This window comes from Cohnella thailandensis (assembly GCF_014212135.1).
In the GTDB taxonomy this organism is placed as follows: domain Bacteria; phylum Bacillota; class Bacilli; order Paenibacillales; family Paenibacillaceae; genus Cohnella; species Cohnella thailandensis.
Genome location: NZ_JACJVQ010000002.1, coordinates 362,934 through 375,980, shown reverse-complemented (window position 1 = coordinate 375,980; position 13,047 = coordinate 362,934). Strand labels below are relative to the sequence as shown.

Genomic DNA, 13,047 nt, shown 5'->3' with positions numbered 1-13,047 from the left:
ATAGGCTCGAGGTGTAAGCACAGCAATGTGTGTAGCTGACGAGTACTAATCGGTCGAGGGCTTATCCTAATCAGCCAGCACGGCAAGTGAGATTCTAATGAACGCTAATTCGTTTCGTATCCGGTTATCAAGGCGCAAAAAACGCCTTGAAAAAAGCAAAAAAAGCTTTACAAAAGCTTCGAAAGATGATAAGATATCATTCGTTGCTGAAAAAAAGCGAATCTAGCAATTCGCAAAATAGCATCACATTCCCTGATAGCTCAGTTGGTAGAGCACTCGACTGTTAATCGAGTTGTCACAGGTTCGAGTCCTGTTCGGGGAGCCATTTGGAGAGATGTCCGAGTTTGGTCGAAGGAGCACGATTGGAAATCGTGTAGGCGTCACAAGCGTCTCGAGGGTTCGAATCCCTCTCTCTCCGCCAGTGCGGCCCGTTGGTCAAGCGGTTAAGACACCTCCCTTTCACGGAGGTAACAGGGGTTCGATTCCCCTACGGGTCACCATTTTCCTTGAAGTAACCTCGAAGAATCTTCAAAAAAAAGATGAAAAAGAGGTTGCCAAACGGTGCGAAGATGTGGTACGATAGCAAACGTCGCACTTAGGAAAACGCTTTTAAACGACGCGGGGTGGAGCAGCCCGGTAGCTCGTCGGGCTCATAACCCGAAGGCCGCAGGTTCAAATCCTGCCCCCGCAACCAAATTTCTTCCTTCGGAACTACTTCCGAGGCACGCGCGGAGCCGTGGTGTAGAGGCCTAACATGCCTGCCTGTCACGCAGGAGACCGCGGGTTCGAATCCCGTCGGCTCCGCCATTTAATTAAAACCTCGGCTCGGTAGCTCAGTTGGTAGAGCAGAGGACTGAAAATCCTCGTGTCGGCGGTTCGATTCCGTCCCGAGCCACCATCATAACGCAACATCAACACCATGCCGGTGTAGCTCAATTGGTAGAGCAACTGACTTGTAATCAGTAGGTTGGGGGTTCAAGTCCTCTCGCCGGCACCATGTTTTACCCCACTGTGGAGGGTTAGCGAAGTGGCCAAACGCGGGAGACTGTAAATCTCTTCCTCACGGTTCGGTGGTTCGAATCCATCACCCTCCACCACTTTTACCTTACTTAGGGGCATAGTTTAAAGGTAGAACAGCGGTCTCCAAAACCGTTAGTGTGGGTTCAATTCCTGCTGCCCCTGCCAACTGAATAGAACATGGCGGTCGTGGCGAAGGGGTTAACGCACCGGATTGTGGCTCCGGCATTCGTGGGTTCAAGTCCCATCGATCGCCCCATGTACTACAAATGAATATTGGGGATTAGCCAAGCGGTAAGGCAACGGACTTTGACTCCGTCATTCCAAGGTTCGAATCCTTGATCCCCAGCCATTTATGCGGAAATAGCTCAGTGGTAGAGCATCTCGTTGCCAACGAGAAGGTCGCGGGTTCGAATCCCGTTTTCCGCTCCATCTGATTTTTGGCGCCATAGCCAAGTGGTAAGGCAGAGCTCTGCAAAAGCTTTACCCCCAGTTCGAGTCTGGGTGGCGCCTCCATCTTAATTAAATATGCGCCCTTAGCTCAGCTGGATAGAGCGTTAGACTACGAATCTAAAGGCCAGGAGTTCGAATCTCTTAGGGCGCGCCAATTACTTTTTTGCTGGTGTGGCGGAATGGCAGACGCGGCGGACTCAAAATCCGCTTCCGGCGACGGAGTGGGGGTTCAAGTCCCTTCACCAGCACCACTTAAACGACGAACGGCTCTCAAGTCGAGGAAGTTATCCTCGCTTGGGAGCCTTTTTGGTATAATCGGGATGAATTAGCCCAGGAGCGGAGCGAGCGGAATGAATGAGGAACTAATCGAGCTGCATCTCGCAAGAGTGCTGAACAGCTACCGGAAATGGACGGGGGAAGAGCTCTTGGAGCTTATAGTCGGCGAGAGCCTTGCCGAACAGTTGAACCGAACCGGCCGAGTGCTGCTGTCCCACGGAACGGAAACGGATCCGATCTTGAACTATGGAAACGAGACGGCGCTAGCCCTGTGGGAGATGGCGTGGGATGATTTCGTTCGCATGCCTTCGCGACTGACCGCGGAGCCGATGGAACGGGAAGAAAGGAAGAAGCTGCTGGGCGAGGTAAAGGCGAAGGGATATTCGAAGAGCTATACGGGAGTTCGGGTATCCCGCACGGGACGACGTTTTCAAATCGAGAACGCCGCCATCTGGAATGTCGAGGACGAAAAAGGAAGGATGATCGGACAAGCCGCATCCTTCCCTTCGTGGACGGAACTGAAAAGCTGAATCAAGCGGGCCGCGGCGCCCCCAGCAGGGCATCCATCCAGCTGTTGTAAACGGCCAGGGCGGCTCCGTTGTCGATCAGCGCCTTGCAGGTGTACAAGCCTTCCTCCAGGGAGCCGACTTGCTCTGCGAGCTCCAGGCGGGCTGCCGCGTTCAGCAGCACCTGATTGGCGAAGGCCATGTCCGCTTCCCCCCGCAGCACCGCTTCCGCAACGGCGACTTGCTCCGCGGGAGTCCATTCCTTCTCCGGAACCGGAGTGTCCAAGCCAAGCGTCTCGGGATCGTAGATCCGAAGATGGAACTCGCCGTTCTCCACGACGTAGGCGCGCGTCGGACGGTCGATGAACAGATCCTCGGAGCCTTCGGCGCCCTGCACGATGAGCGCTTTGCGATAGCCGAGCTTGATGATCAGACGGGATAAGCGATCGAATACCGTATTGTGATAAACCCCGAAGGCAAGATAAGGGGAGTGGGTGAAGTCGATCAGCTTCTCGGCCGAATTCAGGATGGTTCTCATGCCGAGCTCTTCCCGTATCTGGCGCAGCTTCCCGAGCGGAGGGCACCATTGCTCCGTCGGGATATAGACGACGCCGGCTTCTCGCGCCGCCAGGGCCGCTTTCTCGGCGTTCAACTCGTCCGGGTTGATTCCGGTAGCCCGAATCACGTCGTGCAGCCCTATGCCCCATTTAGGAGGCAAGGATGCGGCGCCATGCAAGGTGACCGGAACTCCCGCTGCCGCAAGCAGGAACGCTGCGGGGAAAGTCGCATAGAAGGAGGATTTGCGTCCATCGTAGGGTCCCGCGCAATCGAGCCCTTCTTGAATCGGGGACCGCTCCGCGTATTTGCGGACGATCTGGACGAACGCCTCAAGCTCCTCCACGCTCTCCATCTTGATCCGCTCGGCGATAAAGAAAGCTCCGATCTGAGCGGGAGTCGCCTTCAGGGTAAGGATGGAATCGGCCGCTTCGAGCGCTTCGTCATAGGTTAAGTCTCGAGCCCCTCGTTTGCCGCGGGCGACCTCTTTAAGCAGGTTGATCATCGTTTCGCCCCTCCTTTTTGCTCCTGTATCAGTTGGTAGACCTTCACAATCGACGTCGCGACGTCGACCATTCGTTTTCTTTCGTTCATCGCTTGTTTGCGAAGCATATCGTAAGCTTCGGATTCGGTGATGCCCTTAAGGTCGCACAGAATCCCTTTGGCCATGTCGATCCACTTGCGTTCTTCGATTCGGGACAATAATTCCTTTCTCTCCATATTCCACTGCTGCCTCTCGAAGCATTGCTTCGAGCTGAAGTGCAGGGTCCAATGGATCTCGAGAGGATTCATGGACGCGCTTAGAACGCCGTCCACCATCACGTTGTCGTCGCAGGCTTCCACCGATAAAGTAGCGGTGGAGTCGCTGCACCACCAAAGCAGAGGTACGATTTTTTGCTTCAATAATGACGTTCCCCAGCTTTTGATTTGCGGAATCGGCACATCCAGAATGCAGGCGTCCGCATCCACGATCAGCTTGTTCGCCAGTTCCTCGGAATGCGCCTTCGTAATCGTATAGCCGGCAGAACGAAGCACATATTCGGGGAGAAGCGTCTTTGAAGCGGCAGCGGATTGCCGTTCTGTCGCTTTCGATTGGTTGTGAATAACCAACAAAGAACGCATAGGTTCTCTCCTCTCCATTTCAAGTTCGGTTATGGAGCTATCCTAACAATAAGTACCCTGACGTTAAATTTTATAACATATCACAACAATACTGTCGAGATGAAAATTTTCATTAGGCATTCATGTCATATATATTGACAAGATAGTTCGGGCAAGGTATAGTTTCATTAATCATATATTCAGTTCACGGATACAACGGTGTATCTGATTTGAAGCGGCAATGAGGCCTGCTTTCGTTCCATGGAAGACGAGTAACTTGTCTTCTCCATGGGCGAGGCAGGCTTTTTGATTTCTTAAGGCTAGCGAACGAAAGGGGATACGGTCTATGGCAGCGACAAAAAAACTTGTTATGATCGGGAACGGAATGGCGGGGGTCCGCGTCATCGAGCATATTCTAAAGCTTGCTCCCGGCGCATACGACATTACGATCTTCGGGAGCGAACCGCATCCCAACTATAACCGAATCATGCTCTCCTCCGTGCTCGCGGGAGGAACCGAGCTGTCCGATATCGTCATCAACGACTGGGACTGGTACCGCGATAACGGCATTACGCTTTACGCGGGCCATACGGTCACCTCGATCGACACGGCTAGCCGAAAGGTTATCTCCCATCTGGGGATTGAAGCCGAGTACGATACTCTCCTTATCGCGACCGGTTCGAGCGCGTTCATGCTCCCTCTGCCGGGGGCGGACAAGGAAGGGGTTATCGGCTTCCGCGACATCAAGGATTGCCAGATCATGCAGGAGACGTCGAAGAAATACAACAAGGCCGTCGTGATCGGCGGCGGACTTCTCGGGCTGGAGGCGGCGAGAGGGCTTCTTAATCTGGGGATGGACGTTACCGTCGTTCACAGCAATGCACACCTGATGAACCGGCAGTTGGACGCGACGGCATCGAAGATGCTGAAGGAGGAGCTGGAAGGCCAAGGCATGAAGTTCCTGCTGCAGAAGCATTCCGAGCGAATCCATGGCAAGAAGAGAGTGAAGAGCCTCAGCTTCACGGACGGAACCGAGATCGAGACGGATCTGATCGTCATGGCCGTCGGCATCAAGCCGAACGTGCAGGTAGCGAAGGCGGCCGGCCTTAACGTAAACCGCGGCATTATCGTGAACGACTTCATGGAGACCAGCCATCCGGATATTTACGCGGTCGGGGAGTGTACGGAGCATCGGGGCATCGCATACGGGCTCGTGGCGCCTCTGTACGAGCAAGGCGCCGTGCTGGCGAAGCGGTTGGCCGGGGCGGAAACCGAGGGCTATACCGGATCGATCACTTCCACGAAGCTGAAGGTATCGGGCGTGGACGTTTTCTCCGCGGGGCAATACGACGAACCGCCGGGAACCCGTTCCATGAAATATCAAGATGAAGTAGACGGCGTGTATAAGAAAATCGTCTTGAGGGACGACAAGCTGGTCGGGGCGGTGTTGTTCGGCGATATCGGCGACGGGGCATCCTTGTTATCCCTCATCCGCAAAGGCGAAAGCGTGAAGGGGAGAGAGAAGGAGCTGCTTCTCGGGTTCGCCGTCGGAGGTGCTGCCTCCGGCAAGGAAGATCACCTCGCGGAGCTGGCGGACGACGAGATTATCTGCGGCTGCAACGGCGTCTCCAAGGGAACGATCGCCGACGCGATCCTGAACAAGGGCTGCAACAGCGTCGGCGCGATCAAGGCGTGCACGAAGGCATCCGCTTCTTGCGGAGGCTGCAAGCCGGAGGTCGAAGGGTTGCTGAAGATCTACGCCGGAGACGCGGTCGCGCAGGTCAAGGAAGGAATCTGCGGCTGCACGACGCTGAATCGCGACGAGATCGTCGCCGAGATCAAGCGGATGGGCCTCAAGACGATCAAGGAAGTCATGAACGTGCTCGAATGGAGCAACCCGGAAGGCTGCTCCAAGTGCCGGCCTTCGCTCAATTACTACCTGGGCATGCTCTGGCCGACCGAATACAAGGACGAGAAGGAATCGCGCTTCACGAACGAAAGGTATCACGCCAACATTCAGAAGGACGGAACGTTCTCCGTCGTTCCCCGGATCTACGGCGGAGTTACCTCTCCTTCGGAGCTGAAGAAGATCGCGGAGGTCGCCGAGAAGTTCGAGGTGCCTCTCGTGAAGTTCACGGGCGGCCAGCGGCTTGACTTGCTTGGCGTTAAGAAGGAAGATCTGCCGAAGATGTGGGAGGAGCTCGACATGCCTTCCGGCCATGCGTACGGCAAGATGCTGCGGACGGTCAAAACCTGCGTCGGCAATACGTTCTGCCGCTTCGGCACGCAAGACGCCATCGGCATGGGCATCCGGCTGGAGAAGGAATTCGAACGCTTGAACGCGCCAGCCAAGGTGAAGCTGGCGGTGTCCGGTTGCCCACGCAACTGTGCGGAGGCGACGATCAAGGACTTCGGCATCGTCGCTATCGACGGAGGCTGGGAGCTGCATATCGGAGGCAACGGCGGCATTCACTTGCGGGGAACGGATCTTCTGACCGTCGTGAAGACGGATGACGAGGTAGTCGAGTGGGGCGGAGCTTTCCTTCAATTATACAGAGAGCAGGCGACTTGGAACGAGCGTACCTCGGTTTGGGTGGAGAGAGTCGGGGTGGACTATATCAAGAAGGTTCTGGATAACGCCGAGGAGCGCAAGGCGCTGTACGGACGAATTCGGACGGCGATCGATCAGATCCGGGACCCGTGGCAGGAAATCATCGAGAACAAAGAGCTTCGCAAAAATTTCGAGACGTTAGAGCCGGCTGCAGCGGTCCAAAGCTAGGAGGAGAACGAACATGGCCAAAGTGCTTATCGGACATATCGAGGATATCGACAAGAAGGGCGCCAGAACCTTCCGGTATCAAGACCTGGAGATTGCCGTGTTCCGTTTAAGCGACGGCGAGATCAAAGCCGTCGAGAATCGTTGCCCCCACAAAGGAGGCAAGCTTGCGGAAGGCATGGTGTGCGGCACGGCCGTGCACTGCCCTCTTCACGATTGGAAGATCGATCTGAAGAGCGGCAAGGTATACGAGCCGGATGACGGCTGCGTGGAAACCTACAAGACCGAAGTCGATCAAGCCAACGGAGCGATTTACATCACGATATAGATGAGGTGGGGTTCCCATGTCCGATTGCGCGAGAACGCCGGGCGAAGTGTCGATCGTCGGAGCGGGACCGGGCGATCCGGAACTGATCACGCTCAAGGCGCTTAAACGGATTCAACAGGCGGATATCATTCTATACGACAGGCTCGTGAACGAACAGTTGCTCGGGCATGCTCGGCCGGATGCCAAGCTGCTCTACGTCGGCAAGGCGCCGGGACGGCATTCCATGCCGCAAGGGCAAATCATCGAGAAGCTTATTCTGTTCGCTAATGAAGGCTATAAGGTTGTCCGCCTGAAGGGCGGAGACCCGTTCATCTTCGGCCGGGGCGGGGAAGAGGCCATCGCTTTGGCGGAGAGAGGGATTCCTTACGAGATCGTCCCGGGAATCACTTCGGCTATCGGAGCGGCCGCCGCCGCGCAAATTCCTCTGACGCATCGGGGCCAAAGCGCCTCGGTCGCCTTCGTCACCGGCAATCGGTGCCACGATAACGAGGTGCCGCCGCGCTGGGACCTGCTGGCCCAATCCGTCGAGACCCTTGTCATCTATATGGGAGTCAGCGAATTGGACGCGATCCGTTCGACGCTGCTTCTCCACGGGAAGCCCGCGGAAACCCCGGTCGCGCTGATCGAGAAAGGAACGACGGCTCATCAACGCGTCGTCACCGGATCGCTGTCCAACATCCATAAGCTCGCCGAGGCGATGAAGCTGAGCAACCCGGCGCTGATCGTGATCGGAGAAGCAGTTAAGGTGAGGGAACGACTGCTTCAGCTTCAAGCGGAGGCCGTGGAGAGAATCGGATAGGATTAGAAAATAGACAATGGAGCCAAGTCCTCGCGACTTGGCTCTTTATCGTTGCAGAAGATCGCCTTGCCGCCGTCCTAAGCGCACCTGCCCGCCGAACTTCCGCCTCCGTCCGAAGCCCTCTTCCGATCCGCCGCGCTTTGCGTCAGCTCCGAGGGTCTATTTTCCCCCATATCCTCTTGGTTATTCGCGGGCGTCGAGACGCCGCCAGCCTTGAATCGATGCGGCTTAAGGGCTTTAGGCGGTGCCCGGCCCCGACTTCGGTCCAGGGTCAAAAACGTGCGCGGGTCTGTTTTGGAAGGCGGGCGCTCCGATTACAATGAATACATGAGGTCAAGGGAACGGCGCCAAAGAAAAGCAAGCAAAAGGCGACCGTCGGAAAAGAGGTGAGGAACTTTTGAAAAAAGGCAATGGATTAGCGGTTGTTCTTATCGTCATCGGCGTGCTGCTGTTGTTCGGCAAGCTGGGTAGCCTACTGGGAAGCCTGTTCAGCGTCATCCTCTCTCTCCTGATTCCGGTACTGGTTATCGCGCTGGGGGTTATGGCCTGGAGAAGGGGGAACAAGGTCGTCGGCGGCGTGCTCGGATTCATCGGCGCTTTGATGCTGCTCGGTCGGCTGTCCACGGTCATCTTCTGGATCGCGGCTATCGCCATCATCGTCTACGGCGTGTCGATGCTGAGACGCAGAAATTAAAAGCGGTTCGACTTAAATCGGAGCTCGATATCGAGGAGGATAGACAAGAATGAGCGTCATTAAACGAGTGAGAGACATATCGGCGGCTACGTTGAACGATCGCCTGGAGAAATCGGAGGATCCGGTCAAGCTGATCGATCAATTCCTCTGGTCGACTCATCAAGAGATCGGCAAGAGCGAGCAGCTGCACAGGCAATACGCGGTACACACGGAGCATCTGTATAAGCAGTGGAAAGAAGCCGAGCAGTGGAAAGAAAAACGCGAGCAGCAAGCCCTTACGGCGCTCAAAGCCGGAGAAGAGACGGCCGCCAAGCTCGCCCTGCAGGATAAGGTCATCCACGAGGAGAAGGCGGAGCGCTATCGCGGCTTGTACGAACAAAGCCAAGCGGAGCTTAACGAGCTGGCCGAACTTCTTCAGGAGCTTCGGGACGAATACCGCGCCGTTTACGACCGCAGGCAATTCTACGTAGCGAGAATGGAGTCGCTTAGGCTGCAGCAACGGCTTACGGCGAGGCTCGGGGAAAGCGGCTACCAAGGCAACACGAGAACGATGTTCCGGCGTCTGGACGACCAGATCACGGACATGGAGCTCGAGTCGAAAAGCCTCCGCGATCTCCGCCGGATGGGCACGGAGATGTTGTATACGGCCGGTACGGCCGTCCAGGAAGTCATCGAACGGGAGCTCCAGCAATTGAAGCGGAAGCTGCAGCAGGATCAAGGAGGGTAAGACATGCGCAAATTGTACCGATCGTCCCGCGATAGCAAAATTTTCGGGATATGCGGAGGATTGGCGGAGTACTTCAGGCTGGACGCGACGCTGCTGCGTATTCTCACCATCGTCGTCGCGGTCTTCTCGGGAGGTTCCATCATCCTGGTGTATATCCTGGCAGGATTCATCATTCCGAAGGAGCCGACTTACGGCGGCGGCATGGGAGCCGATCCATTCGGACATTCCGCCGGCCACGGCGGCTGGGGAGGCAACTGGTCCGGAAGCAATTGGTCCGGCGGCGGCTACAACGCTTGGACTCCTCCCGGCCAGAATGCCCAGACGCCGCCTCCGAGCGGAGCGCAGCGCGGCTGGACGCCGGGCACGCCTTGGCAGGGGCCGTCGCCGACCGGAGCCTCGCAGCCGACAGGCTTCTCGGAGCCCAAGGCGACGGGGGCGGCCGCTAACCCGGCCGGCTCGGAATTGGATGCCATGATGGAAGATATCGAGAAGAAGGCGCTTAGGCAAGAACTCGAAGAACTGAAGGCTCGCCTCACCAAATTCGAACAACAACAATCGAAGGATACGAAAGGGGAATAACGACAATGGGAGTATTTCAACGAGTAAAGGATATGACGAAGGCATCGATTCACGAGCTGCTTGACAAGCTGGAAGATCCGATCGTCATGCTGAACCAATACCTGCGCGATATGGAGACGGAGATCCGCGACGCGGAAGTGACGGTAGCGAAGCAAATGGCTTCGGAGCGCAGACTGAAGCAACGCCTGGATGAGGCCGTCCGCATCGGAATCGAGCGCGAAGCAGGCGCGGAGAGAGCGCTGCAGGAAGGCAACGAAGCACTGGCCCGCAAACTCCTGGAAGAGAAGCTTTACTACAATCAGCAAGCGACCGACCTGCTCGGCCATCACGAGCAAGCCAGCGCTCAAGTGAGCGAGCTGACCGTTCAGCTTCATGAGATGAAGGACGAGTACTACAAGCTGCGCAACAAGCGCAACGAGTTGTCGGCCCGCGCCCAAATGGCCAAAGCGCGCAAGCAAATGGCGCAAGTCAGCACGCTCCACACGATCGAGAGCGGCAACGCGTCCCGCGGCTTCCAACGCATGGAAGAGAAGATCCTTCAATTGGAAGCGGAAGCCGACGTCATTCGCCTGCCTGGCTCGCCGTTCCGCTCGGCGACGCCAAGCGTCGATCCGGAGAAGAACTATCGCGTCGAGCAAGAGCTCGCGGCGCTTAAGAATCGACTCCAGCCGCAGGCGGCACCGGCTTCCAACCCGACTTCTGCCGAATAAGGAAGTTTCGCCAGAAGCGCATTCCAGCCGATGTGAAGATATGGTATGCTAACAAAGATGCGTCAAAGGCCATAGCGGACGATTCCGTTATGGCTTTCTCCGCGCAACGAGCGGGTATTTTCGCCAAGGAGGTGCAGACCGCGATGGGTAAATTGTCGAATATGTCCAGTCATGCTTTGCTGTTCATCGCCGCCGGCCTGTATCTCGCGCTCGGAGCGATAGCGGGGTACGCGACGGTAAATGCCATCATTCTTCTTTATATCGGGATTCTGCGCTTCCGGGAGGATCGAAGCCGGCTGGCGATCGTGGTCGTCGCCATCAGCGCCCTTGTGCTGATCGCGAATCAGATCGGCCTGGTCCTCGTCATCGTCCTGATCTCGCTTGGGCTGTATTACTTAAAAGCCCGGCCCTCGTCGCCGGGAAGAACGGAAGGGCGTCCGCGGTTCTTCCTCAAGCTTAGGAGGGATCGCGAATCTTGGGTGCTCCCCTCGATCAGCTACTGGCATGCGTTCGGCGATGTTCGGTTGGATATGACCATGGCGATTCCGGAGGAGAAGGAGACCTCGATCGTGCTTCAGGGGTTGATCGGGGACATCGATCTGATCGTCCCGGAGGATTACGGCATTCAATTGGAGGCATCGGTGATGCTCGGACAGATCGGCTGGAACCAGCGCCAGCAGAGCGGAGGCTTCCAACGGGTGCTGTGGCGCTCACCGGATTATGAGCTCAAGGAACAGCAACTGAAACTCCAATTGATTTATCTCGTAGGGAATATAAGAATACGTCCGATCTAAAGGGGGAATTGAAAATGGTATGGCGTCATATTGGCGAATCCGTCTTGTTCTCCCTTGGCGTCGGCATCGTGATCGTTTATTTGCTTCAAGCCCAAGGACTCGCCGCCGACTTCGAATCCTGGTCTTCCATTGTGATCTTCGGTTTATCCGCTATCGGGGTGCTCCTGCTTGCGGGAATTGCCTTCGGCCTCTATCGAACGTATCCGCTCAGGAATCGCGTCGAAGTTCTGAAGGATGCGATGCTGATGATGGAGAAAGGGCGACCGATTCCGACTCTGCCGGACATGGGCAAGGACGAGATCGGAAGCTTGGCGGAGCAGTTCTCGAGAATCGGCCGCAAGTGGGAGGAGCAGGTGGCTTCCCTGCAGCGCTTGTCCACGAACAATACGGAATTGGCGGCCAAAGCCCGAATGAGCGCGGTCGTCGAAGAACGGCAGCGGCTGGCCAGAGAGCTTCATGACGCGGTCAGCCAGCAGCTGTTCGCCATCTCGATGACCGCGACGGCCGTCGGACGCACGCTCGATCACGACTTCGACCGGGCCAAACGGCAGGTCGAGCTGATCGAGGAGATGGCAGCCGTCGCCCAATCGGAGATGAGAGCCCTCTTGCTTCACTTAAGGCCCGTGCACCTGGAGGGCAAGCGTCTGTCGCAAGCCGTTCCAGAGCTCATCGAGGAGATGAGGGCGAAGGTCGCCATGGACATTACTCTCGATATGGATGAGGATCTGCCGCTGAATAAGGGTGTGGAGAATCATCTGTTCCGGATGGTTCAGGAGGCGCTGTCCAATACGCTTAGGCACTCGAAGGCGACGAAGATGGACATTGCGCTCCAGAGGCGCGGCGAGACCGTTCGGCTCGCGATTCGCGACAACGGCGTCGGCTTCGACGTACATACCAAGAAGCAGACTTCCTATGGTTTAGTCACCATGGAAGAGAGAGTGACCGAGCTGGGCGGTTCGCTGAACGTGGCCAGCGCGCCGGGCAAAGGAACGAGAATCGAGATCAGAGTGCCGATCATGGCGGAAGAGAGAGGGTGGGAAGATGGCGGAGCAGCAACCGATCCGGGTCTTGTTGGTGGATGATCACGAGATGGTGAGAATTGGGCTCGCCGCCGTTCTCGGAACGGAAGAGGGCATCGAGGTTGTCGGGGAAGCGGGCAACGGTCAAGAGGGCTTGCGCTTGGCGAAGGACTACGAGCCCGACGTCGTCTTGATGGACCTGGTCATGGACGGAATGGACGGAATCGAGACGACGAGAAGACTTCTGGAGCAGCAGCCGGAGTGCCGGGTCATCGTGCTGACGAGTTTTCTGGACGACGAGAAAATGTATCCGGTTATCGAAGCGGGAGCGTTCAGCTACCTGCTCAAGACCTCGCGAGCTTCCGAGATCGCCGATGCGATCCGCGCGGCCGCCCGCGGCCAATCGGTGCTCGAATCCCAGGTCGCGTCGAAGATGATGAACCGGTTCCGCAAGCCGGCGCAGGAAAGCTCGCTCCCGCACGAGGAGCTTACGGAGCGGGAGATGGAGGTTCTGCAGCTTCTGGCCGAGGGCAAGTCCAACCAGGACATCGCCGACGAGCTGTTCATCGGAATCAAGACGGTCAAGTACCACATGACCAACCTGTTCGGCAAGCTGGGAGTCGAGGATCGGACGCAAGCCGCGATCTACGCTCATCGGCACGGGCTGGCGGAGTAAGTTCATCCTGAGTCAAGCGATAACGGCGACAGTTCCG

13 protein-coding genes and 15 tRNA genes are annotated in these 13,047 nt (G+C 56.8%); 26 read left to right on the top strand and 2 right to left on the bottom strand.

What is annotated here, in order from left to right; translation table 11 throughout:
- The first annotated feature begins 249 nt into the window (after nucleotides 1-249).
- The 16 genes from H7B67_RS02325 to H7B67_RS02250 all read left to right on the top strand — a co-directional run bounded on the left by H7B67_RS02325 (nucleotide 250) and on the right by H7B67_RS02250 (nucleotide 2,276).
- Nucleotides 250-325, top strand: a tRNA-Asn gene (locus H7B67_RS02325).
- A gap of 3 nt (nucleotides 326-328) precedes the next feature.
- Nucleotides 329-421: transfer RNA gene (locus H7B67_RS02320), tRNA-Ser, on the top strand.
- A gap of 4 nt (nucleotides 422-425) precedes the next feature.
- Nucleotides 426-500: transfer RNA gene (locus H7B67_RS02315), tRNA-Glu, on the top strand.
- 117 nt (nucleotides 501-617) lie between these two features.
- Nucleotides 618-694, top strand: a tRNA-Met gene (locus tag H7B67_RS02310).
- A 36-nt stretch (nucleotides 695-730) separates the two neighbouring features.
- Nucleotides 731-807 (top strand) — tRNA-Asp (locus H7B67_RS02305).
- A 15-nt stretch (nucleotides 808-822) separates the two neighbouring features.
- Nucleotides 823-898, top strand: a tRNA-Phe gene (locus H7B67_RS02300).
- Between the two features lie 23 nt (nucleotides 899-921).
- Nucleotides 922-997: transfer RNA gene (locus H7B67_RS02295), tRNA-Thr, on the top strand.
- 16 nt (nucleotides 998-1,013) lie between these two features.
- Nucleotides 1,014-1,097: transfer RNA gene (locus H7B67_RS02290), tRNA-Tyr, on the top strand.
- A 14-nt stretch (nucleotides 1,098-1,111) separates the two neighbouring features.
- Nucleotides 1,112-1,185 (top strand) — tRNA-Trp (locus H7B67_RS02285).
- A 15-nt stretch (nucleotides 1,186-1,200) separates the two neighbouring features.
- Nucleotides 1,201-1,276, top strand: a tRNA-His gene (locus H7B67_RS02280).
- 18 nt (nucleotides 1,277-1,294) lie between these two features.
- Nucleotides 1,295-1,369, top strand: a tRNA-Gln gene (locus H7B67_RS02275).
- A gap of 5 nt (nucleotides 1,370-1,374) precedes the next feature.
- Nucleotides 1,375-1,449 (top strand) — tRNA-Gly (locus H7B67_RS02270).
- A gap of 10 nt (nucleotides 1,450-1,459) precedes the next feature.
- A tRNA-Cys gene (locus tag H7B67_RS02265) sits at nucleotides 1,460-1,533 on the top strand.
- 14 nt (nucleotides 1,534-1,547) lie between these two features.
- Nucleotides 1,548-1,624 (top strand) — tRNA-Arg (locus H7B67_RS02260).
- A gap of 11 nt (nucleotides 1,625-1,635) precedes the next feature.
- A tRNA-Leu gene (locus H7B67_RS02255) sits at nucleotides 1,636-1,721 on the top strand.
- A 99-nt stretch (nucleotides 1,722-1,820) separates the two neighbouring features.
- Complete coding sequence (locus H7B67_RS02250) at nucleotides 1,821-2,276, top strand: MEKHLA domain-containing protein (RefSeq protein WP_185118162.1); 456 nt, start codon at nucleotides 1,821-1,823, stop codon at nucleotides 2,274-2,276.
- Between the two features lies 1 nt (nucleotide 2,277).
- Here the strand turns inward: H7B67_RS02250 and H7B67_RS02245 are convergent, their stop codons facing one another.
- Together H7B67_RS02245 and H7B67_RS02240 are read right to left on the bottom strand one after the other, a co-directional pair.
- Nucleotides 2,278-3,312, bottom strand: coding sequence for an anthranilate phosphoribosyltransferase (locus H7B67_RS02245; RefSeq protein WP_185118161.1), 1,035 nt, complete (start codon nucleotides 3,310-3,312; stop codon nucleotides 2,278-2,280).
- A complete protein-coding gene (locus H7B67_RS02240) occupies nucleotides 3,309-3,929 on the bottom strand; it encodes an ANTAR domain-containing response regulator (RefSeq protein WP_185118160.1) in 621 nt (206 codons plus the stop codon). Before H7B67_RS02240 ends, H7B67_RS02245 begins: the two co-directional genes overlap by 4 nt.
- 325 nt (nucleotides 3,930-4,254) lie before the next feature.
- Here H7B67_RS02240 and nirB point away from each other — a divergent pair, with 325 nt between their 5' ends.
- The 10 genes from nirB to H7B67_RS02190 all read left to right on the top strand — a co-directional run bounded on the left by nirB (nucleotide 4,255) and on the right by H7B67_RS02190 (nucleotide 13,010).
- Nucleotides 4,255-6,687, top strand: a complete 2,433-nt coding sequence (nirB, locus tag H7B67_RS02235) for a nitrite reductase large subunit NirB (protein WP_185118159.1) — start codon at nucleotides 4,255-4,257, stop codon at nucleotides 6,685-6,687.
- A 13-nt stretch (nucleotides 6,688-6,700) separates the two neighbouring features.
- Nucleotides 6,701-7,012 (top strand): nitrite reductase small subunit NirD, encoded by a 312-nt coding sequence (gene nirD, locus H7B67_RS02230; RefSeq protein WP_185118158.1) that lies wholly within the window; start codon nucleotides 6,701-6,703, stop codon nucleotides 7,010-7,012.
- Between the two features lie 16 nt (nucleotides 7,013-7,028).
- The gene (cobA, locus tag H7B67_RS02225; protein WP_185118157.1) at nucleotides 7,029-7,811 is read left to right on the top strand and encodes a uroporphyrinogen-III C-methyltransferase; all 783 of its coding nucleotides are present in this window, start codon (nucleotides 7,029-7,031) and stop codon (nucleotides 7,809-7,811) included.
- Nucleotides 7,812-8,208: 397 nt separating this feature from the next.
- Nucleotides 8,209-8,505, top strand: a complete 297-nt coding sequence (locus H7B67_RS02220; protein ID WP_185118156.1) for a LiaF transmembrane domain-containing protein — start codon at nucleotides 8,209-8,211, stop codon at nucleotides 8,503-8,505.
- A gap of 49 nt (nucleotides 8,506-8,554) precedes the next feature.
- A complete protein-coding gene (locus H7B67_RS02215) occupies nucleotides 8,555-9,232 on the top strand; it encodes a PspA/IM30 family protein (RefSeq protein ID WP_185118155.1) in 678 nt (225 codons plus the stop codon).
- Nucleotides 9,233-9,235: 3 nt separating this feature from the next.
- Nucleotides 9,236-9,811 (top strand): PspC domain-containing protein, encoded by a 576-nt coding sequence (locus H7B67_RS02210; protein ID WP_185118154.1) that lies wholly within the window; start codon nucleotides 9,236-9,238, stop codon nucleotides 9,809-9,811.
- 5 nt (nucleotides 9,812-9,816) lie between these two features.
- Nucleotides 9,817-10,521: a PspA/IM30 family protein gene (locus H7B67_RS02205; protein ID WP_185118153.1), complete on the top strand. Its 705-nt coding sequence runs from the start codon at nucleotides 9,817-9,819 to the stop codon at nucleotides 10,519-10,521.
- 143 nt (nucleotides 10,522-10,664) lie between these two features.
- The gene (gene liaF / locus H7B67_RS02200) at nucleotides 10,665-11,315 is read left to right on the top strand and encodes a cell wall-active antibiotics response protein LiaF (RefSeq protein ID WP_185118152.1); all 651 of its coding nucleotides are present in this window, start codon (nucleotides 10,665-10,667) and stop codon (nucleotides 11,313-11,315) included.
- A gap of 14 nt (nucleotides 11,316-11,329) precedes the next feature.
- Entirely contained in the window at nucleotides 11,330-12,397 is a 1,068-nt protein-coding gene (locus H7B67_RS02195; protein ID WP_185118151.1) for a sensor histidine kinase, read from the top strand.
- Nucleotides 12,357-13,010: a response regulator gene (locus tag H7B67_RS02190; protein ID WP_185118150.1), complete on the top strand. Its 654-nt coding sequence runs from the start codon at nucleotides 12,357-12,359 to the stop codon at nucleotides 13,008-13,010. The genes H7B67_RS02195 and H7B67_RS02190 overlap by 41 nt, the downstream gene beginning before the upstream one ends.
- Nucleotides 13,011-13,047 lie beyond the last annotated feature (37 nt).